At 69.9% G+C, this 19,750-nt stretch carries 17 protein-coding genes and 1 pseudogene; 8 read left to right on the top strand and 10 right to left on the bottom strand.

From position 1 onward, the window contains the following. Window positions 1–187 precede the first annotated feature (187 nt). Window positions 188–1,483 (top strand): LCP family protein, encoded by a 1,296-nt coding sequence (locus C8K30_RS04205; protein ID WP_233256957.1) that lies wholly within the window; start codon window positions 188–190, stop codon window positions 1,481–1,483. Between the two features lie 7 nt (window positions 1,484–1,490). Here C8K30_RS04205 and C8K30_RS04200 read toward each other — a convergent pair whose 3' ends face one another. Both C8K30_RS04200 and C8K30_RS04195 read right to left on the bottom strand, forming a co-directional pair. Further along, complete coding sequence (locus tag C8K30_RS04200; RefSeq protein ID WP_199230329.1) at window positions 1,491–2,096, bottom strand: LysE/ArgO family amino acid transporter; 606 nt, start codon at window positions 2,094–2,096, stop codon at window positions 1,491–1,493. A 97-nt stretch (window positions 2,097–2,193) separates the two neighbouring features. Next, complete coding sequence (locus tag C8K30_RS04195; RefSeq protein WP_108491576.1) at window positions 2,194–3,126, bottom strand: LysR family transcriptional regulator ArgP; 933 nt, start codon at window positions 3,124–3,126, stop codon at window positions 2,194–2,196. A 90-nt stretch (window positions 3,127–3,216) separates the two neighbouring features. Here C8K30_RS04195 and C8K30_RS04190 point away from each other — a divergent pair, with 90 nt between their 5' ends. Then, a complete protein-coding gene (locus C8K30_RS04190) occupies window positions 3,217–3,834 on the top strand; it encodes a LysE/ArgO family amino acid transporter (RefSeq protein WP_199230328.1) in 618 nt (205 codons plus the stop codon). An 81-nt stretch (window positions 3,835–3,915) separates the two neighbouring features. Here C8K30_RS04190 and C8K30_RS04185 read toward each other — a convergent pair whose 3' ends face one another. From C8K30_RS04185 to C8K30_RS04175, 3 genes are all read right to left on the bottom strand, one after another. Then, entirely contained in the window at window positions 3,916–5,175 is a 1,260-nt protein-coding gene (locus tag C8K30_RS04185; RefSeq protein WP_108491574.1) for a pyridoxal phosphate-dependent aminotransferase, read from the bottom strand. 433 nt (window positions 5,176–5,608) lie between these two features. Then, window positions 5,609–6,442 carry an alpha/beta hydrolase gene (locus C8K30_RS04180; RefSeq protein ID WP_199230327.1) on the bottom strand — a complete coding sequence of 278 codons (834 nt, stop codon included), beginning with the start codon at window positions 6,440–6,442 and terminating at the stop codon, window positions 5,609–5,611. Window positions 6,443–6,576: 134 nt separating this feature from the next. Then, entirely contained in the window at window positions 6,577–7,629 is a 1,053-nt protein-coding gene (locus tag C8K30_RS04175) for an SDR family NAD(P)-dependent oxidoreductase (RefSeq protein ID WP_108491573.1), read from the bottom strand. 134 nt (window positions 7,630–7,763) lie between these two features. On the opposite strand from C8K30_RS04175, the gene C8K30_RS04170 reads away from it, so the two are divergent. Beyond that, the gene (locus C8K30_RS04170) at window positions 7,764–8,342 is read left to right on the top strand and encodes a TetR family transcriptional regulator (RefSeq protein WP_108491572.1); all 579 of its coding nucleotides are present in this window, start codon (window positions 7,764–7,766) and stop codon (window positions 8,340–8,342) included. Here the strand turns inward: C8K30_RS04170 and C8K30_RS04165 are convergent. Beyond that, entirely contained in the window at window positions 8,335–9,165 is an 831-nt protein-coding gene (locus tag C8K30_RS04165; RefSeq protein WP_255415704.1) for a helix-turn-helix domain-containing protein, read from the bottom strand. The two genes, C8K30_RS04170 and C8K30_RS04165, sit on opposite strands and share 8 nt — an antisense overlap. Before the next feature lie 137 nt (window positions 9,166–9,302). Here C8K30_RS04165 and C8K30_RS04160 point away from each other — a divergent pair, with 137 nt between their 5' ends. From C8K30_RS04160 to C8K30_RS04140, 5 genes are all read left to right on the top strand, one after another. Beyond that, complete coding sequence (locus C8K30_RS04160) at window positions 9,303–11,702, top strand: beta-galactosidase (RefSeq protein WP_108491570.1); 2,400 nt, start codon at window positions 9,303–9,305, stop codon at window positions 11,700–11,702. After that, window positions 11,693–13,021 (top strand): ABC transporter substrate-binding protein, encoded by a 1,329-nt coding sequence (locus tag C8K30_RS04155; RefSeq protein WP_199230326.1) that lies wholly within the window; start codon window positions 11,693–11,695, stop codon window positions 13,019–13,021. The genes C8K30_RS04160 and C8K30_RS04155 overlap by 10 nt, the downstream gene beginning before the upstream one ends. Further along, window positions 13,018–13,920 (top strand): carbohydrate ABC transporter permease, encoded by a 903-nt coding sequence (locus C8K30_RS04150; RefSeq protein WP_199230325.1) that lies wholly within the window; start codon window positions 13,018–13,020, stop codon window positions 13,918–13,920. Before C8K30_RS04155 ends, C8K30_RS04150 begins: the two co-directional genes overlap by 4 nt. Next, on the top strand, window positions 13,917–14,807 hold the full coding sequence (locus tag C8K30_RS04145) for a carbohydrate ABC transporter permease (protein ID WP_108491569.1): 891 nt from the start codon (window positions 13,917–13,919) through the stop codon (window positions 14,805–14,807). The genes C8K30_RS04150 and C8K30_RS04145 overlap by 4 nt, the downstream gene beginning before the upstream one ends. A gap of 189 nt (window positions 14,808–14,996) precedes the next feature. Further along, window positions 14,997–16,385 (top strand): glycine cleavage protein T, encoded by a 1,389-nt coding sequence (locus C8K30_RS04140; protein ID WP_108491568.1) that lies wholly within the window; start codon window positions 14,997–14,999, stop codon window positions 16,383–16,385. 18 nt (window positions 16,386–16,403) lie between these two features. Here C8K30_RS04140 and C8K30_RS04135 read toward each other — a convergent pair whose 3' ends face one another. The 4 genes and pseudogenes from C8K30_RS04135 to hpaD form a co-directional block, all read right to left on the bottom strand. Continuing rightward, on the bottom strand, window positions 16,404–17,204 hold the full coding sequence (locus C8K30_RS04135; protein ID WP_108491567.1) for an HpcH/HpaI aldolase/citrate lyase family protein: 801 nt from the start codon (window positions 17,202–17,204) through the stop codon (window positions 16,404–16,406). Then, entirely contained in the window at window positions 17,189–17,977 is a 789-nt protein-coding gene (gene hpaH, locus C8K30_RS04130) for a 2-oxo-hept-4-ene-1,7-dioate hydratase (protein ID WP_108491566.1), read from the bottom strand. The genes C8K30_RS04135 and hpaH overlap by 16 nt, the downstream gene beginning before the upstream one ends. Continuing rightward, window positions 17,974–18,732, bottom strand: a pseudogene (locus tag C8K30_RS04125) (hypothetical protein); the annotation flags it as partial. The pseudogene C8K30_RS04125 and the gene hpaH, both read right to left, overlap by 4 nt. Continuing rightward, window positions 18,719–19,714, bottom strand: coding sequence for a 3,4-dihydroxyphenylacetate 2,3-dioxygenase (gene hpaD / locus C8K30_RS31180; RefSeq protein WP_158280927.1), 996 nt, complete (start codon window positions 19,712–19,714; stop codon window positions 18,719–18,721). The pseudogene C8K30_RS04125 and the gene hpaD, both read right to left, overlap by 14 nt. Window positions 19,715–19,750: the final 36 nt, after the last annotated feature.

Raw genomic sequence — 19,750 nt, 5'->3', positions numbered from 1 at the left:
CCGGGCCGACCCGAGGCGTGGGCTGGACACGGCCTGGGAGATGCGGGCTTTATTTACACGAATGTTGCACCGAGGCCCTACTCTCCAAGGCGTGGCGAGTGATTTCTGGACGGCGGTCCGACCTGTCGGCGAGGTAATTCAAGGGGTTCCCCGACACGCGCGATCGGGCGAACGCCAGCCCCGCCACGTGCGTAGCTGGCGGAAGATGCTGGCGTTCCGCGGGGTGACCATGGGTGTGGTCGGGGCGATGGCGTTCGGCTCCGCGGCGGCCGCGACGGCGTACCACAACGCCATCTCGCAGATCGAGGTCCAGGATCTGGACGGCCTGGTGACCGAGCAGGTCGAGCCGAAGGACCCGACCGACCCGTTCAAGGACGCGCCGGTCAACCTGCTCCTGATGGGCACGGACATCCGCGACGGCAGCAACGCCGACATCGGCGGCACCGTCAGCGGCATGCGGTCGGACACCACGATGCTGGTACACATCTCGGCGGACCGGGAATGGATCGAGATCGTCTCGCTGCCGCGCGACGCCTTCGTGGACATCCCGTCCTGCCAGCTCCCGGACGGTAGCCAGTCCCAGCCCTACCGGGACAAGTTCAACGCATCCTTCAGCACCGGGAGCGGCGGCACGGATCTCAAGTACGCCGCCGCGTGCACCATCAACACGGTCAACGCCCTGACCGGCGTCACCATCTCCAACCACGCGGTCGTCAAGATGAACGGCGTGATCGACGTCGTCGACGCGATCGGCGGCGTGAAGATGTGCCTGCCCGAGGCGCTGCACGGCGACCCGAGGTCAGCCCGCATCGATCTGGAAGCGGGCGAGAACAGGCTCGACGGCAAGACCGCCATCCAGTTCCTCCGCGTACGCAAGGGCACCGGCATGGGGCTCGAGATGGGCAGCGACCTGACGCGTATCGCGCGGCAGCAGGCGTTCATCAACGCCACGTTGCGGCAGATCCTGTCCGCCGAGACGCTCGCCGATCCGACCAAGACCTTCCGCCTGATCAACGCGGCGCTCGGTTCCCTGAGTGCCGACCCGGCAATCGCCAACCCGGGCAGCGTAGCGGGCCTCGCGTGGTCGCTGCGGGAGATCGAGAAGCGCAACATCATCATGACCGAGGTCCCGGTGTACGACACCACCGAGGGCGGCGTGGGTGGCCTGGGCTACCTTCCGGAGGCCAGTGAGATCTTCGCCCGCCTCGCCGCGGACACCCCGCCGGACAGCGTGGTGCTGCCCGAGGCGGAGCCGTCGAGCTCGCCGAGCGCGAGCGGTGCGGCCGAGGGCGGCTCCGCCGACACCGGCGAAGAGACCGGCGGCGACACCGGCACGGATACGGGAGACACCGGCGACACGGCGGACACCGGGGACACCACGACGGGCGAGACCGGCGGGGCCGACGGCGGTACCGCCGAGGAGCCGGCCACGCCGAAGCCGAGCCCGAGCCCGGAGGTGCTGCTCGACGGCGTCTGCGCCTGACGGGGGATCAGGCGCCGACGAGCAGCGATACCGCCACGACCAGCATCGTCGCGGCGACGACGCCGTCCAGGACGCGCCACGCGCCGGGCTTCTCCAGCACCGGCGCGAGGTAGCGCGCCCCGTAGCCGAGCGCGACGAACCACGCGGTGCTGGCGAGGCAGGCGCCGAGCCCGAACCACCACCGGTCGTCGCCGTGCGTGGCGGCCAGGCCGCCCACGAGCACCACGGTGTCGAGGTAGACGTGGGGGTTCAGCCAGGTAAGGGCGAGGGTGGTGACGGCGGCGGCGCCCACGGTCCGGGTGGTCATGCTGTGGCGGCCCATGACCATCTGCTGGCCATGCCACGCGCGGCGCGCGGCCATGCCGCCGTAGACCAGCACGACGACGGCACCCGCCCAGCGCGCCAGCTCGACCACGAACGGCGCGCTCTGGATCAGGGTGCCCAGCCCGCCGACCCCGGCCGAGATGAGCACGAAGTCGCTGGCCGCGCAGATGCCCGCCACGAGACCCACGTGCTCCCGCCGCAGCCCCTGGCGGAGGACGAAGATGTTCTGTGCTCCGACGGCGACGATGAGCGACAGGCCGAAGGCCATGCCGGCGAGGGCTGAGAGCATGTCTGAACCGTAGGAAGTCGGACGCGGGATGTCCGGTTCATGATTCGGAAGTGCGGTAGGCCTGGAACAGGGTTAATGATGGGGGAAAGTCCAGATTTCACGCCGGGAGCAGCTCGCGCGTTGCTTCTTTTCGCAGGGCTGCCGTTACCCGGTCCAGCACCGCTGACCGCAGCTTCCACTGCTGCAGGTGGAGCGGGATGTCGAGGACGGCGTCGGGCTCCAGCAGCGTGATGCCACCCCCGGTGCCCTCGTGGAGCCCGCCGATGGCGGGGCGCTCGAGCAGCATGCCCCAGCCCAGGCCGAGGCGGATGGTCTCCTCGTACTCGACGGTGCTCGGCACGTGGTGCCGCGGCGGCCTGGCCCGCGGTGCGCGCTCGCGCAGGTACATGTCCTGCAGGTCGTCGGTCCGGTCGAAGACGACGACGGGCGCGGCGGCGAGCGCGTCCGGCGTCGGGCCGTGGGGGAACCAGCGCTCCGCGAACGCGCGTGTGCACGCCGGGCGGTAGCGCATGATCCCGAGCGGGGTGCTGCGGCAGCCCTGCACCTGGGCGGTCTGCGAGGTGACCGCCGCCATGACCACGCCCTCGCGGAGCAGGTCGGCGGTGCGGCTGTCGTCGGCGCGATGCAGGTCGAAGCAGACGCCGTCGACCTGGGCGAGGGCCTGCAGCACCCAGGTGCCGAGCGAGTCCGCGCTGACCGCCAGGGGCACGGTGACGAAGGTGTCCGGCGCGCCGCCGTCCGCTCCCAGCCCGCCCGCGCGGTCGCCGGCGTCGTGCGCGCCCAGCTCCGCGGCGACCTCCGCGCCGAGCAGCTCGGTCTGCCGGGCGAGGCGCAGTAGCGCCTGGCCCGACGCCGTGGCGACCACCGGCCGGGCGCGCCGCACGAGCACGCTGCCCGCCGCGTTCTCCAGTGCGCGGATGCGCTGGCTCACGGCCGACGGCGTCACGTGCAGCACCCGGGCCGCCGCGTCGAACGAGCCCTCGGTGACCACGGCTGACAGTGCCTCGAGCTGGCGGGAGTCCCATCGCATGCCCCTAGTCTGGCTCATCTTCAGTTCTGCTTACGCAGCCTGAGAAACATGAACTGGTCTTCAGGCGAACCGCTGCCTAGCGTGGGCGTCATGCTCGCCCTCCTCGCCGGACTCGGATTCGGCCTCTCGCTCATCGTCGCCATCGGAGCCCAGAACGCGTTCGTGCTGCGCCAAGGCCTGCGCCGCGAGCACGTGGGCGTGGTCGCGGCGATCTGCGCGGCTTCCGACGTCGTGCTCTACGCGGCGGGCGCCGCCGGGTTCGGGCCGCTCGTCGAGCGGTGGCCCGACGCCGTGGTCGTGGTGCGCTGGCTGGGCGCCGCCGTCGTGCTCGGGTACGGGGCCATGGCCGCCTGGCGGGCGGTGAAGGGCGACACGACGCTCGCCGCCGCCGACGACGGCGCCCTGGGGGACGCCCCCGGCCGGCGCCTCAAGCCCGCGGTCCTCACCGCGCTGGCGCTCACCTGGCTGAACCCGCACGTGTACCTCGACACGGTGATGCTGCAGGGCTCGGTCGCCGCCACCTACGGCGACACGCGGTGGTGGTTCACCGCGGGGGCCATGGTGTCCAGCGTCGCGTGGTTCGCCGCCCTCGGGTACGGCGCGCGGCTGCTCGCGCCCGTGCTGCAGCGGCCGGGCGCGTGGCGGGTCCTGGACGGCCTGATCGCCTTGATCATGCTGGCCGTGGCGATCTCCCTGCTCCTTGGCTGATGTCCTTGGTTGTGGGCGCGATCGTTGCGCCTAGATCGGGCGCGCGGTTGCAACGGTCACGCCCACAACCAAGGGGGACCGTTAGCTCGGCGGGATCGTCAGAGCTGCCATGCGGGTCGCCGCCTCGCGCAGGACTTCCTCGCGCTTGACGAAGGTGAACCGTACGTGTGCCGCCAGCGCCCGCGCCGTCGGGGAACCGGGGCGGCAGAACGCCGACGCCGGGATCGCCACCACGCCGGCCAGCTCGGGCAGCCGCCGGCACAGCTCTACGCCGTCCCGCAGGCCGAGCGGGCCCAGCAGGGCCGAGGCGTCGGCCATCACGAAGTACGTGCCGGCCGGGCGCGTGACCGCGAAGCCCGCGGCCTCCAGGCCGGCGCACAGCAGGTCCCTGCGGTCGGCGAGGGAGGCGGCCAGGGCGCGCGGGGTGTCGTCGTCGGCCAGGGCCTGCGCGATGGCGGGCTGGAACGGCGCGCCCGACGTGTACGTGAGGAACTGCTTGACCGTCCGCACCGCCGTGACCAGGTCGGCCGGCCCGTGCACCCAGCCCACCTTCCAGCCCGTGAACGAGAACGTCTTGCCCGACGACGAGACGGTCAGGGTCCGCTCGGCCATCCCCGGCAGCGTGGCGATCGGGATGTGCTCCGCGCCGAACGTGAGGTGCTCGTAGACCTCGTCGGTCACGACTATCGCGTCGCGCTCCCGGGCGACGGCGGCGACGGCCGCCAGCTCGTCCCGCGTGAGCACCGTACCGGTCGGGTTGTGCGGGGAGTTCAGCAGGATCATCCGCAGGCGCGGCGAGGCCGCGGCCCGGAGCGCCTCGACGTCCAGCCGGAAGCCGTCCGGCCCCGGGACCAGGGGAGCGGTGACGTGCGTGGCGCCGGACATGCCGATCGCGGCGGCGTGCGAGTCGTAGAACGGCTCGAGCGTGAGCACCTCGTCGCCCGCTCGGGTCAGCGCCAGGACGGAGGCCGTCAGCGCCTCGGTGGCGCCGGTGGTCACCAGCACCTCGGTGTCGGGATCGACGTCCAGCCCGTAGTGCCGCTTCTGGTGCTCGGCGATCGCGTGGCGCAGCTCCGGCACGCCGTCACCGGGCGCGTACTGGTTGCGGCCCTCCTCGATCGCCCGGATCGCCGCCTGTTTGACGTACTCGGGCCCGTCGACGTCGGGGAAGCCCTGGCCGAGGTTGATCGCACCGGTGCGAACGGCCAGGGCCGACATCTCGGCGAAGATCGTGACGGCGACGGTGCCGTCGTCGGCCAGCAGGCCGGCGGCGCTCGCGGTGTCCTGCCAGCGGTCCCGGCCGCGGCCGGGACCGCTGGCAGGTGAATGGTGGGCGTTCATGGGCTAGACGATATCCACCGCTCGTCCACCGCGGGTTCATGTCCCGGCATCTCGGACAACCCTCTTTACCTGCACCTTTGTGGACAAGCCTGTGGATTAGGTGGATAACCCCTGCCCCAGGGGAAAGTTATCCACAGGGTGGTCTGCGGAGATGAACGTTTGGAAGGTTGCCGGGTTACAGCGGCACGACCAGGGGGGCGTTTGGAGATCGGGCGCTGGAGCACCTGGACCGGCTGACCGTAGACGTCGAGGATGCGCGCTTCCGTGAGAACTTCCCCGGGAGTGCCCGACGCGACCAGGCGTCCGTCGGAGAACATAGCGATGCTGTGGGCGTAGCGTGCGGTGAGGTTCAGGTCCGCCACGGGGAGGCGAGCTTGGGTTAGCCTCACCTACTCAACGAGCTCGGTGCGGTGCAGTCGCGACGAGCACGGGCTCACCCAGCCATGCGCCGCCCGGGCGACTTCCGCCGAACGTTCAGCCCTGCCGCGAGTGCGTGGACCTGGGATCCCAGGAATCGTTCGGACACCGCCGTCCGGGAGTAGATGGTGTCGAACCCGTGGAACGCCCCAGGCACGATCTCCAGGGTGCATTCGACACCGCTCGCCTGGAGCCGTCGCGCATAGTCGACGTCCTCGTCCAGGAACAGGTCGAGATCTCCCACCCCGATCCAGGCAGGGGGCAGGCCATGCAGATCGACGCGGCGCGCTGGAGCGACATACGGCGAGACATCGGACAGGCCTGGGGCTTTACGCAGGTACCGGGACCATCCGTAGCGGTTGCTCTTCGCGGACCACACCCAGGCCGCCTGAGCGGGCCGCGCACCTGCCGCGGCGGTTCTGTCGTCGAGCATGGGATAGACCAGCAGCTGGAACGCCGGTCGGGTCTCGCCGCGATCGGCAGCCATCAGCACGGTGGCGGCTGCGATCCCGCCGCCGGCGCTGGCGCCGCCGACCGCGATGCGCTCAGGATCGATCTGCCAGTCGCGCCCCTGGGCCACCAGCGCACGAAGCGCTGCGTAAGCGTCCTCCACTGCGGCCGGCCCTGGGACGTCCGCCCCGAGGCGATACCGTACCGCCGCGACCGTGATCCCCAGCTCCCGCACGAACGTCATGTTGATCGGGTCGTCCTGCTCGGCCGAACCGAAGATGTGCCCTCCCCCGTGCACCCACAGCAGAGCGGGACCGGGCGCATCGATGTTCGCGGGAGCGATCAGCCTGAGCCGGACCTCAGGGTGTTGGTCGATGCCGGGAACGGTGACCTCGCGCACTGTGACGTCGTCCCCGGCCGGCGCGGCGCGGCGCGGTAGCTTCCGCAGGAGCCAGGAGCTCACCGGGCCGTACGAGGTGCGAGGTAGCCACCGCACACTCCTCAGCTCCGGGTGAACAGCCTGCATCCGCGCGCTCACAGCGCGGACCATCCGCCGTCGGAGGGCAGGACGGCACCGGTCAGGTTCGTCCCGTCGTCGCTGAGGAGGAACGTGATCGAGGCGGCGAGCTGAGCGGCATCGGCGGCCAGCGGGATGTTGGCCATCGCGGCGCCGATCCGATCCTCCCCGAGTGCGGAGGCGAACGACACCTCGATGTTGGTCGCGACCGGACCGGGCGCCACCGCGTTCACCCGGATCCCCGCTTCGCCGTACATGTACGCGGAGCTCTTTGTCATCCCGACCACCGCATGCTTGGACGCCGTGTACGCGACACCGGCAGCCGATCCCCGCAGCGCCGCCTCGGACGCGACATTCACGATCGACCCGCGGCCCGCGGCCAGCATCTTGGGAACGACAGCGCGGGTGAGCCTGAACGTGCCGTCGACATTCACGGCGAAGACGCGCTCCCAGACCTGGTCGGAGGTCTCGTGGATCGGGGTCATGTCGTCGCCGATTCCGGCGACGTTCGCGAGACCGTCGATACGGTCCCCTGCGGCGTCGACGATGCGCCGAACACCCGCTTCATCGGTGATGTCGGCCTCGACGGTCACGAGCTGCGCGTTCGGGTGGGCAGCGACGAGCGCTGCCAGCCGCGGGGCGGAGACGTCGACCGCGATCACGCGGCCGCCCTCCCGTAGGATCCGCGACGCGGTGGCGAACCCGATCCCGGATCCCGCACCGGTCACGATCGTTGTGCACCCGCCAAAGCGGTCCGAGACGATCCTCTCCGTCCAGGCCCGCGCCGGGACGGCGGGCAAGGTCGTCTTCGGCGCACCGCCCTGCTCAGCGTCCTGATCGGGACTTCGGCCGACATTGACGCGGCGTACGAGGTCGTCCGCCGTTTCCTGGGGCAGCATCCCGCGGCTCATGGCGACCATCCGCTGCAGCGAGAACATCCGAGCTGCCTTCAGGACGCTGACGTCGCGGCCGTGCTGAGCCAGGAGCTCGGCCAGCAGCTGGTGTCCCACCGGGTCTGCCAACCAGTCGCCCACCGAGCTCTTGATCGTCAGCGGCTTGTTCGTGCTCATCACGATTCCTTTCGCGGTACCCGCCGACCCGGCCGACGGGATGACCCGACAGCCAGGTGAAGACTCGATTGTGCGCCGACCCTCACCGTTCGTCAACTTAGTTGACACCTGCGACGGTGCGGATAATCTGAGGCATGCCTCTCCGAGCCGGCGCCAGCAAGCAGTCCATCTACGAGGCCGCGACAACCCTGTTCACGCAGCATGGCTATGCCCACACCACGGTCCGCGACATCGCGACGGCGGCGGGCGTGGACCCTGCCCTGGTCATTCGCCACTTCGGGTCAAAGGTCAACCTGTTCATCGAGACGATGAGGACCACAAGCGCCTACATCCTCACGGTCGATGCCCCGCTGCCAACCATGGGTGAGCATCTGGTGAGGTTCGTCCTGAACGCGGATGAGCGCGTCCGGTCCACGTATCTTGCGCTCGTCAGGGCCAGCGACACCGAAGACGTCGCGACGTTGTTGCGCACCGTTCACGAGGACACCATCGTCAAGCCGCTGCGCGACCGCCTCGACGGACCGGATGCCGGGCTGCGCGCGGCAATGATCGCCTCGATGGTCGCCGGCCTCATGCACGCGCTGTGGATCGCCCGCGACCGAGATCTGCTCTCCGCACCTCCCGAGCAGATCGTCGCCCATTATGCGCCCATCGTGCAGGCGCTGGTCCAGCCACACGGGGCTGTCGGCGAGCATGGGCGTGAGGTCACTTGACCCGGGCGCGGTACGCCGTAGGCGCCAGACCGTGGGTCCGGGTGAACTGGCGCGAGAAGTAGAGCGGGTCGTCATACCCGCAGCTGTGCGCGATTGCCGCGACCGCGAGCTCGGTGCTGTCGAGGAGCTCGCGGGCCCGCGCCATGCGCAGATCACTCTGGTAGCGCAACGGCGGCACGCCGACCTGCTGACGGAAGACGGTGTTGAGCTGGGAAGGGCTGAGGCCCACCATCGCTGCCAGCGCGTCGACCGACGTGCGCTGTGGGGTCGTGGCACGCAGATGTTCGACAGCCTGCTCGACAGGGCTCAGGGCGGGGCCCGGTGTTCGGCGGCCGGTTGCGATCAGCTGCGCCAGCGCGTTCCATGCGGCGCCGCTGGCTCGGACGAGACCTCCGGCGGTGCCTGAGTCGAGGGCATCGATGACCTGCGAGACGAGGCTTGCGACGGGTGCCGGGTCGCGCAGGTGGGAGAGGGGACCGCCGGCGGCATGATGTGCCGACCGCACCAGCTCTGCCGAGTCCAGGCCGACGAAGTGCAACCACCACAGCGTCCAGGGATCGTCGTCCGACGCCGCGTACTCGTGGGCGACGTTGGCGGGCAGGAGGACCGCGTCGCCTCGTTGCACGGCGAACCGTCCATCGGGTGTCCGGCACCAGCCCGTGCCACTGGTGCACACCATGAGGATGTGCTGGCTCGCGCCGCCATGGCGCAGCCGTCCGTGGTGCGCCGCATGAGGGAAGAGACCGGCATCAGTGACTAGGAGGCGGCCGGTCACTGGGCGGGCTAGGGCAGCCCGCACCGTAGGCCGCGGCACGACGAACATGCGCTGGCCGGCGAAACCATCCCGAAGCGTCTGATCCTCGAGCGCCGTTGTTTCGTCCATGGATGGCATCGAAACCCCCATCGTCAGGTGCGGTCAAGCCGACCTAGGTTCGCCACACCACTCCTCGAAGGAGAGACATGAACATCGACGTTCACCCGGTACCTACCGCTCGACGCCTGCGTCCCGAGCCTCCGCCCCCGCTCCGGCGCGGGCACCTGCCCCTCGGCGACCCTGCCGGCGCCTCCGACCGGATAGAGGTCACCAGCGGGTGGATGGAACGGGCCGGCAAGCCCTGGTTCCCGATCACCGGCGAGATCCACTACTCACGGCTCCCGCGCGACCGGTGGTCCGAGGTTCTGGGGCACGCCCGTGCCGGCGGCCTGGACACAGTGGCCACCTACGTCTTCTGGCAGGCGCACGAGCCGCAGCCAGGCCAGTTCCGCTGGGACGGCAACCTCGACCTCCGGGCGTTCATCGAGCTAGCCGCACGGCACGGCCTCGACGTGGTCGTCCGCATGGGGCCCTGGGCCCACGGCGAGGCCCGGTACGGCGGCTTCCCGGACTGGCTCGTCGAGCGCGTTCTTCCCACCCGCACCAACGACCCCGCCTACCTCGAGCTGGTGCGCCGGCTCTACGGACAGATCATCGACCAGCTGGTCGGGCTTACCCACGCCGAGGGAGGTCCGGTCGTCGGCGTACAGATGGACAACGAGCTGTACGACCAGCCAGAGCACCTTGCGACCCTGCGCATGATCGCCGAGGACCTCGGCCTGCGCATGCCGATCTGGACGGCAACCGGCTGGGGTGGCGCCCAGGTGCCCGAGTCCCTGCTGCCGCTGTACAGCGCGTACTCGGACGGGTTCTGGGAGGACTCGGCCACGGAGTGGCCGGAGTTCGCGGCCTTCCACTTCCGCTACAGCGAGGTCCGCGACGACCTGACCGTCGGCGCCGACCTGCGCGAGTCCCTGGACGGCATCGTGCTCGACCCGTCCGCGGCGCAGCTCGAGGACGACGCCGCGCTGCCCTTCGCCACCTGCGAGCTCGGCGGCGGAATGCACGTGGCCTACCACCGTCGGCCACTCGTCACCTCCGAGGACGTCGGCGCACTCGCGCTGGCGAAGATCGGCAGCGGCTCCGTCTGGCAGGGCTACTACATGTACGCCGGCGGGACGCAACGACGCGGCGGCCACGGCACCGAGCAGGAGTCGCACGCCACCGGGTACCCGAACGACGTACCCGCCGTCAGCTACGACTTCTACGCGCCGGTCGGCGAGCACGGGCAGGTCCGCCTGCATCACCACCTGCTGCGCCGCCAGCACCTGTGGCTCGCGACCGACGGCTCACAGCTGGCCACGATGCGCACCATGGTCGGCGGGGGTAGTGAGGACCGGTCGGAGCTGCGGTGGTCGGTGCGGTCTGACGGGCATCGCGGTTACCTCTTCCTCACGACCTACCAGCCGGCCCGTCGTCCCCTCGACCCGCAGCCCGGGCTCCAGGTCGCCGTCGAGCTGGACGACACCATCGTGACCGTCCCGTCCCGCCCGATGGACCTACCGGCTGGCCTGTCGTTGGCCTGGCCGCTGCGCTACCCGCTGACCGACGACCTGGTGCTTCGGAGCGCTACGGCACGGCTCGTCACCAGGATCGCCGACGCCGCCGGCGAGATCGTGGTCCTGAGCGCGACCGACGGCGTTCCGGTCGAGCTGGTCCTTGACGGTGACGTTGACGTGCGCGGTGCGGGGACGGCGCGACGCGACGGCGGGCACACCGTCGTCGACCTCACGGATACGCCTGGACCGGACACCGTCGTAGAACTGCCGGGCGTGCGTGTCCTGGTCGTCGACGAGGAGACGGTCAACCGCCTCTACCGCCTGGAGATCGCCGGACGGGACCGGCTCGTTCTGTCCGGTGCGCCCGTGTACGGCATCGACGGCGGCCTGGTCGCCCACCCCGACACCGAGTCGGTCACCATGTCGCTCCTTCCCGCACCGGCATCGCTCACGTCCGACGACGCCGACGTTGTCGCGGGCACCGCGGCTGGAGCACTGTGGAAGACCTGGACGGTCTCGACCACCGCCGGACGACGCACGGTGACGAGCGGCCTCCAACCGCACGCTCCCGCACCACCGGATCCAGCGCGGGGCGGCCCGATGGGCCGCCTCAGCGCGCCCCGGGACTTCACCGGCGCGGCACGAGTCCAGCTCGACGTGCCGGGCGAGCTCCTGGCGGACGTCGACCGCGCCCTGCTCCGGATCGGCTGGACGGGCGACGTCGGCCGCGCCCTGATCGGCGAGGAGGTCGTCAGCGACCACTTCTGGCACGGGCGCGTGTGGGACGTGGACCTGACGCCGTGGCGTGAGCTGGTGGCCCGCGACGGGGTGACGCTCGAGCTGCTGCCCTGGCGCCGCGACACCGGAGTCTGGGTGGACCCCTCGGTGCGGGAAGTGGCCGAGGGCATCACGGTGTCCGCGATCGAGGTCGTGCGGGTGGCCAAGGTCTTGCTCACCGCCGAGGAGACGAGCGCATCGTGGAGCTGAACAGGCGAGACTTGCTCAAGGTTCTTGGCCTGGCGGGCCTCGGCGTCGCCGGCGGGGGAGTCCTCGCGGGGTGCACGACGTCGGGCGGCGGCGCGCCGGTGCTGTCAGGCAACGCAGACCTGGACCTGTGGACGCACGACCCCGGATATGCGACGTTCTTCACAGACGCCGCTACCGATGCCGCACTGGTCGGTGGCAGCGCGTGGACGTTCGGTGTCGACGTGACGTCCATCGCCCCGGCGGACATCGTGTCGCGGCTCATCACCCAGGCTGTTGCGCAGCGTCCGCTCCCGCAGCTCGCAGGCCTGGTCATCGACCAGTTCCCGCGGGTCATGCGAGCCGACATCGCCGAGAATCTGTTCGTCGACCTCACGTCCCTGACCGAGCCGCTGGGTGACCGGCTGCTCAAGACCCAGCCGTACTCCGTCGACGGCAAGGTCTACGCCCTCGAGTCGGACAACTCGGTCTCGGTGATGTTCTACCGGGCGGACCTGTTCGAACAGCTCGGCATCCCGGACGACGTCGGCACCTGGGAAGAGCTGCTCGAGATCGGCGCAGGCGTCGCCGCGGACACCGGACGGGCGATCGGGATGGTCGCCAACGGCGACAACGGCTCCATCGTCAACGGATTCACGCAGCTGCTCCTGCAGCGTGGCGGCAGCCTGTACGACGCCGACGGCAACCTCACGGTCGTGTCCGACGAGTCCGTCGAGGTCCTGGAGCTCATGGCTGCTGGGGTGCGCTCCGGCGCGTTCCTCCCGCTGTCGGACCCGTACGGCGGTGCCGTGGCAGCAGCGCTGAAGGAGAACCAGCTGATCGCGACCGTGATGCCGAACTGGTACGAGGTCTACGGGCTCCAGGCGAACGTTCCCGACCAGTCAGGTCGCTGGCGGGCGCGCACCATCCCCAGGTTTACCGGCGGCGGTCATATCGGGTCGACCCTCGGTGGGACGGCGTTCGCGGTTCTCAAGGACCAGCCGCTGACCGACGCCGCGACAGACCTGCTCCGGCGGACCTACCTGAGCGAGGACGGTCAGCTCGCCCGCTATCACGCCGGCGCGTACATGCCGACCCTCGTCGACCTGTACCAGGCGACCAGGTTCCAGCAGATCACCGACGACTACCTCGGGGGCCAGCGTGTCTTCGAGGTCTACGCGGCAGCGGCCATGGACATGCCGGCCTTCTACCAGGCCGCCGGGGCATCGGTCCTGCGCGACAGCCTCGGCGGACCGATCCTGCGCGCGATCAACGGCCAGGCCAGCGCCGAAGAGGCCCTCACGGCAGGCGTGCACGCATACGAGAGGCAGGTGCAGCAGTGACCGCCACGACAGCAGCGACGAAGCTGCGTTCGGACCAGCGCCGCTGGGCGCCCTACGCATTCATCTCGCCCTTCTTCGTGCTCTTCACCGTCTTCCTGCTCGTCCCCGTCGGGGCAGGCATCTACCTGAGCCTGACCGACTGGGCGGGGCTAGGTGAGCCCGACTTCATCGGTCTCGCCAACTACTCCAGACTCCTCGGCGACGCGAGCTTCGGCGCGGCACTGGGCAACACCGCCTTCTACACCCTCTTCGCCATCGTCGTCGTGCTGCCCGTATCGCTGTTGATCGCTCTCGGGCTGGACACGCGGGGGCTGCGTCTGCGCGACTTCTTCCGCCTGACGTACTTCATGCCCGTCGTACTGTCGCCGATCATCATCGCCCTGATCTTCGGCCTGATCTTCGACGGGCAGTACGGGCTCCTGAACGCAGTCCTCGAAGCTCTTTTCGGGTTCGGCGGAGTCTCCTGGCTCACCGATCCGATGTGGGCGCGCGTCGTGGTCGTCGTGCTTGTCCTGTGGCGGTGGACCGGATACCTCACGATCTTCTTTCTCGCCGGCCTGCAGGCCATCCCCCGAGAGCTGCACGAAGCGGCCGAGCTGGACGGAGCGGGTCTCGTGCGCCGCTTCTTCTCCGTCACGCTGCCGCAGCTACGTCCGGTCACGGCCTTCATCGCCGTGACCATGCTGGTCAACACCGCGCAGATCTTCGAAGAGCCGTTCCTCCTCACACAGGGCGGCCCGGGTGAAGCCACCCTGTCGGTCTCGATGTTCGTCTACCGGGCGGGTTTCCAGCGCCAGGAGCTCGGCTACGCTGCGGCAGCCGGCGTCGTCATGTTCGTCATCGTCTTCGTGCTGGGCCGCATCGGCACCAGGGCCTTCGGCGTCGGGAGGACCCGATGAGCACCACACTGATCACCACCGAAGAGGCGACGGCCAGGCCCGTTGCACCGGCACGGCGTCGGCGGGCTACCCGCCCCGCACGGGTCGCGCTCTACACGGCCCTCATCGCCCTTGCCATCGTCTACGTGGTCCCCCTGCTGTGGGCGCTGTCGTCGTCCTTCAAGGACCGCAGCGACATCTTCGCCTTCCCGCCGACGCTGTGGCCGGCCCCGGCTTCCCTTGACAACTACTCGAACCTGCTCGCCGCCCAGCCGTTCTGGTCGTGGATGCTGATGAGCACCGTGGTCGCGGTCGTGAGCACTGCTGCCACCGTCTTTCTCTGCTCCCTGGCCGGGTTCGGGTTCGCCAAGTACGACTTCCGCGGCAAGAACCTGCTGTTCGACGTGATGTTCTCGTCGATGGCCATCCCGTTCGCGGTGATAGTGGTCCCGCTGTTCATCCTCATCGCCAAGCTGGGGCTCGCCAACCCGTTCTTCGCGCTCGTGGTTCCGTGGGTGGCGCCGGCGTTCGGGATCTTCATGATGCGCCAGTACACCGAGCAGTCCGTGCCGGACGAGATCCTCGACGCGGCACGCATCGACGGGTGCTCGGAGTTCCGGGCGTTCCTCACCGTGGTGTTCCCACTGCTGCGTCCTGCTGTCGGAGCCCTGGCCGTGTGGAGCTTCCTGAGCTCGTACAACAACCTCCTGTGGCCCCTGGTCATCGTGGCCGAGCCCGAGTTCTACACGGTGCCCCTCGGCCTGCAGGCGCTGTTCGGGGCAGAGGGTCGTCAGTACGACCTCGTCATGGCCGGGTCGGTGCTCGCTGCGGTGCCCGCGCTGATCGTGTTCTTCGTCCTGCGCAAGCAGCTCGTCAACGGCCTCACGGCAGGGGCGGTGAAGGGATGAGGGTGACCATCGTCAGCGGCGGAGGACCCGGCCGGCGACAGCATGCACCCGTGAGACGAGCCCACGCCGCGTGCATGCTGAGCATGCAGACGGTGCGGTCTCGGCGGCCAGGTGAAGGTCGAGAGCGTTGCTACGATCCAACTAAATGGTTCTAGTTATCCAGGCGCGCTCAATGAAGAGGAGGTCGCGATGACGACCACTGGAGGAACCCGTCCGGCCGGTGACGTGGAGGCAGGTCCGCAGCGATCTGCGTACGAACGGCTCGTGGCGAATCGAGAGGGCGCGTTTCCGGAGGAGCGGCCCGCCTACTTCAGCCCGGGTGTCGCGACGCAGGACCGGACCGGCAACGGGGTGTACGGACACTTCGCTCAGATGCTCCTGCCGTGGGAGTTCACCACGTGGACCGAAGAGAGCTCGGTCCACACCAAAGCCTGCTACATCGGTGACTGGTCGCCCCTCAACAAGGTCCGGGTGTCGGGCCCGCAGGCACTGGCGTTCCTGAGCTGGCTGGGGATGAACAACCTGAGCAAGTTCGAGCTCGGCCAGGTCAAGCACAGCGTCCAGCTCGACGCGAACGGTCTGGTCGCCTCCGAGGGCATCCTGTGTCGGCTCGGGGTGGAGGAGTTTCTCTATACCGCGGGGAGTGCTGACTGGCTTCGCTGGCAGCTCGGAACGGGCGGGTGGGATGCGGTTGCCGTCGACGTCAGCCCCGACACCTTCATCTTCGGGGTCCAGGGCCCGACGTCGCTCGCGGTGCTGGAGCTTGCGATCGGGGAGTCGCTCCGGGATCTCCGGTTCAACAGGAGCGTGGTGGTCGATCTGTGCGGGATGTCGGTGCGGGTCCTGCGCACGGGGATCTCCGGGGAGCTCGGATATGAGCTCCACGGGCCGTCAGCTGTCGGGAGCGCCGTGTGGTCGCTCCTGCTCGAGGCGGGCGCGGGTCACGGCATTCGACAGCTCGGCTACCGCAGCCAGTCCGTGCAGCACATCGAGTCCGGCATCGCGACGAACGGTCTCGACTACCTCCCGTCGTCGATCGTCACTCCCGGGGCGCCGACCCAGTTCCGGCAGCGGCCGATGATGGGCAGCTACGTGCCGTCGGGAGTGGCTGACTTCTTCCGGAAGCCTGGGGAGCTCGGCTGGGGTGGCCGCGCCGTGGGCGCGCACGACTTCCTTGGTCGCGAGGCACTGGCCGCTGATGCCGCCGCTGGTGGACCGGGCCGCTCGCTGGTCGGACTCGTCTGGGACCACGCCGATGTCGCTCAGGTTCTGGGCGAAGGGCCCTTTGCGACGGAAGGCCCCGTGGACTCGATGGAGCTGCCGAGGTACCAGGGAATGAGTTTCGACCAGGTGTTGATGGGTGATGTCGGGGTGGGCGTCTCGTCGGGACGCTCGCTGAGCATCTCGGTCGGAGAGACCATTTCGCTGTCCGTGCTCGACCGCGAGCACACGGCTCCCGGCACCGAGGTCACCGTGGTGTGGGGGCGGCCCGGCACGCCCCAGCGAGAGATCCGGGCCACCGTCAGCACGCTGCCGTTCAAGCCCGACAACCGGCGCGTTGACGTCACCACCCTCTAGCCAGGTCGCCGAGAAGGGTTAGTAGCCGGCGCGTTCAGGGGCCGCCGAGCCGCCGAACCGCGCGGCGAGCTCCTCGGCACCACGTGCGAGCAGCGCGACGTCCGCGCCCACGAGCACGAAGGATGCGCCGGCCGCTAGATAGGCGTCGGCGACAGCGGGGTCGAAGGCGTTGACCCCGACAGGGGTGCCGGTGACCCGGACGGCTGCGAAGGCACGGAGCACGGCGGCAATGACGTCCGGGTGGGTCTGCCGTCCCAGGAACCCCATCGACGCGGCGAGGTCCGAAGGGCCGACGAAGACGCCGTCCACGCCGTCGACGGCGGCGATCTCGGCCGCCGCGTCGACGCCATCGACGTTCTCGACCTGCACGTAGAGCGAGACGTGCTCGTCCGCGTCGGCGAGGTAGCCGTCCACCCTGTTCCAGCGCGCGGAGCGCGCGAGCGCCGAGCCGACGCCGCGGCGGCCGCGCGGGGGATAGCGCACGGCTTCGACGGCCGCGCGAGCATCGTCGGCGGACGACACCATGGGCACGAGGATGTTCTGGGCGCCGAGGTCGAGCACCTGCTTGATGGTCACGGCGTCGTTGGCCGGGACGCGGACCACGGGGACGGGCGGGTAGGCGGCCACCGCCTGGAGCTGGGCGAGCACCGATCCGAGACCGTTGGGTCCGTGCTCCATGTCGATCAGCAGCCAGTCCAGGCCGCCGCCCGCGCAGATCTCGGCCACGAGCGGGCTGCCGGTGCAGACCCACATCCCGGCGAGCGGGCGGGTCGCGCCGCCCAGCACGGAGCGGAAGGTGGGGCTCAGAGGAAGCGGCATGTGATGGTTCCCATCGGTCCGTAGTCGCACAGCACGGAGTCGCCGGCACAGACCCATACGGGCCGGGTGAACGACCCTGCCAGGATGATCTCGCCGGCCTCCAGGCGTGTGTCGTGCTGGTGGAGCTTGTTCGCGAGCCAGGCCACGCCCGTGGCCGGATGGTTGAGGACGCCGGCGGCGACTCCGGTCTCCTCGATGGCCTCGTTCCGGTACAGCAGGGCCGAGATCCAGCGCAGGTCGACGTCGTCGGGCCGGACCGGGCGCCCGCCCAGCACAATGCCGCCGTAGGCGGCGTTGTCCGCGATCGTGTCGACGATGGTGCGCCCCTGCAGCTCGATGTGCGAGTTGAGGATCTCCAGGGCAGGAGTCACGTACTCGGTGGCCCGCAGCACGTCGAACACGCTGCAGTGCGGGCCTTCGAGGGGAGCGGCCAGGACGAAGGCGAGCTCGACTTCGATGCGCACGTTGGAGTAGGCGTCGGCGGGGATCACGGCGCCGTTCTCCCAAAGAGTGTCCTCGAACATGACGCCGTAGTCGGGTTCGGTGATGCCCGTCGCGGCCTGCATGGCGCGCGAGGTCAGGCCGATCTTCCGGCCCACGAGGCGGCTGCCGGCAGCGAGCCGGGCGTCGCGCCACACACCCTGGATCGCGTAGGAGTCCTCGACCGTCGCCTCGGGGTACCGGGACGTGATCCGGGGGATCACTCTGCGTGTACGGTGCGCCTCGGCCAGCTCCGCGGCGAGCGCGGTGATCGTCTCGTCGGCGAGCGTCACGACGCGTCCTCCGTCCTGGCTTCCTGGGACGCCTCGTACCTGGCGCGCCACTCGGCATTCATCGGGAACAGACCGTGCACGGGGTGGCCCTCGGCGACGCGTTCGGCGACCCAAGCATCCTCGGCCTCCTTGGTGAGCGCAGCGGCGACCACGTCCTCGACGAGGTCGGTCGGGACGACGACGACGCCGTCCGCGTCGCCCACCAGCACGTCGCCCGGCAGGACGGTGGTCCCGCCGCATACGACAACGCCGCCGGTCTCCCATGGGACGTGCCTTCGGCCGAGCACGGCCGGGTGGGCACCCAGGCAGTAGACCGGCAGCCCGACCGCGGTGACGGCGGCGACGTCGCGCACCCCACCGTCGGTCACGATGCCTGCCGCACCACGGACGTGCGCGCGCAGGGCGAGGATGTCGCCGAGCGTGGCCGAGCCGGTCTCGCCCCGCGCCTCGATCACCAGGACCTCACCGGGTCCGACGGCGTCGAACGCACGCTTCTGTGCGTTCTGGCCGCCGCCGTGCTGCGCGAACAGGTCCACGCGATGCGGAACGAGTCGAAGGGTGCGGGCGACGCCGACCATCTTCGCTTCCGGGTGCAGGGGGCGAGGGCCGTCGATCGTCACGTCGTCCAGCCCGCGGCGCCGCAGCTCGGCGGAGAGCGCGGCTACGGGAGTGCGCAGCAGCCGGTCGCGGAGTCCTGCGGACAGGGTGCCTGGCGCCGTCGTGGGGTGGTCGGTCGTCATGTCAGTGGATCCCCAGGTAGTCCTCGAGCGTGGCCGGCGTGGCGTGCAAGGTGGGCTCCTGGACCTCCTCGCCGGGGAACTCGCTGGCCTCGAAGAACCAGCGGCGCGAGGCGGGCATACCCCAGAGCTGGGCCCTGCGCGGGTCGGTGACGTCCCAGCGGATCGGCGGGGTCTCCAGGTCCATGAACTGGTAGTGCGTGTTGAAGAGCTCCACGCGGTGCTGGTCGGGGTCGCGAAGGTACAGGAACAGCGCATTGCTGATGCCGTGCCGCCCGGGACCGCGGTCGATCTCGTCGCCGAAGCCGAGCGCACCGGCCACGTCGGCGGCGTGGATGAGGGAGGTGGCGTCCGGGACGGCGAACGCGAAGTGGTGCAGGCGGGGGCCCTTGCCGTTGGTGAACACCAGGTCGTGGGTGTTGCCCTTGCACTCCAACCACGTGCCCCACAGCTCGTCGGTGTCGTCCTTGGCGGTGTACTCCGACATCCGCATCCCCAGACCCGCCCAGAAGTCCGTCGCGGTCTGCACGTCGTACGTGACCACCTGGTAGTGGTCGATGCGCTGCGGCGCACCCGATCGGTACTCGTGGTAGTCCTGCATCTTGCGGGGGACGACGTCCATCTCGGAGGTCAGCTCGACGAGTGTGCCGACGGGGTCGCGGAACTGCAGGGTGGGCCCCTGATGGGGCCGCTCCAGTCGCTCGAACTGAAGGTTGGCGGCCTTGCAGAACCGCTCGGCAGCAACGACGTCGTCAGCCGTGCGTACGCGCAGGCCGATGCGCCGGGCGTGGGCCCGGTCGGCGCGCTCCAGGACCAGCGAGTGGTGCGCCGCCTCCTCGAGGCCGCGCAGGTAGACCGCATGGTCGCTTTCCTCGGTGACCACCAGGCCGACGACGTCGCGGTAGAAGTCGCGGCTGCGCTCCAGGTTCGTGACGGACATCGTGACGTGGCTGGCGCGGGTGAGCGCGAATGTCGGATCGGGGTTGGTGACGGGAAGCATCGTCGGCTCCTTCCTACAGCTGCAGGTACGGGGAGG

The sequence above is a fragment of the Promicromonospora sp. AC04 genome (assembly GCF_003058225.1).
Taxonomy (GTDB): Bacteria; Actinomycetota; Actinomycetes; order Actinomycetales; family Cellulomonadaceae; genus Promicromonospora.
Note: the sequence above shows the minus strand (reverse complement) of the source record. Positions and strands in the feature narration are given on the sequence as shown.

Coding starts and splice junctions, on each gene's coding strand:
- C8K30_RS04160 (WP_108491570.1), top strand. CDS start 9,303: ATGAACATCGACGTTCACCCGGTACCTACCGCTCGACGCCTGCGTCCC.
- C8K30_RS04170 (WP_108491572.1), top strand. CDS start 7,764: ATGCCTCTCCGAGCCGGCGCCAGCAAGCAGTCCATCTACGAGGCCGCG.
- hpaD (WP_158280927.1), bottom strand. CDS start 19,714: ATGCTTCCCGTCACCAACCCCGATCCGACATTCGCGCTCACCCGCGCC.
- C8K30_RS04200 (WP_199230329.1), bottom strand. CDS start 2,096: ATGCTCTCAGCCCTCGCCGGCATGGCCTTCGGCCTGTCGCTCATCGTC.
- C8K30_RS04165 (WP_255415704.1), bottom strand. CDS start 9,165: ATGTTCGTCGTGCCGCGGCCTACGGTGCGGGCTGCCCTAGCCCGCCCA.
- C8K30_RS04140 (WP_108491568.1), top strand. CDS start 14,997: ATGACGACCACTGGAGGAACCCGTCCGGCCGGTGACGTGGAGGCAGGT.
- C8K30_RS04135 (WP_108491567.1), bottom strand. CDS start 17,204: ATGCCGCTTCCTCTGAGCCCCACCTTCCGCTCCGTGCTGGGCGGCGCG.
- C8K30_RS04185 (WP_108491574.1), bottom strand. CDS start 5,175: ATGAACGCCCACCATTCACCTGCCAGCGGTCCCGGCCGCGGCCGGGAC.
- C8K30_RS04195 (WP_108491576.1), bottom strand. CDS start 3,126: ATGCGATGGGACTCCCGCCAGCTCGAGGCACTGTCAGCCGTGGTCACC.
- C8K30_RS04190 (WP_199230328.1), top strand. CDS start 3,217: ATGCTCGCCCTCCTCGCCGGACTCGGATTCGGCCTCTCGCTCATCGTC.
- C8K30_RS04145 (WP_108491569.1), top strand. CDS start 13,917: ATGAGCACCACACTGATCACCACCGAAGAGGCGACGGCCAGGCCCGTT.
- C8K30_RS04175 (WP_108491573.1), bottom strand. CDS start 7,629: ATGAGCACGAACAAGCCGCTGACGATCAAGAGCTCGGTGGGCGACTGG.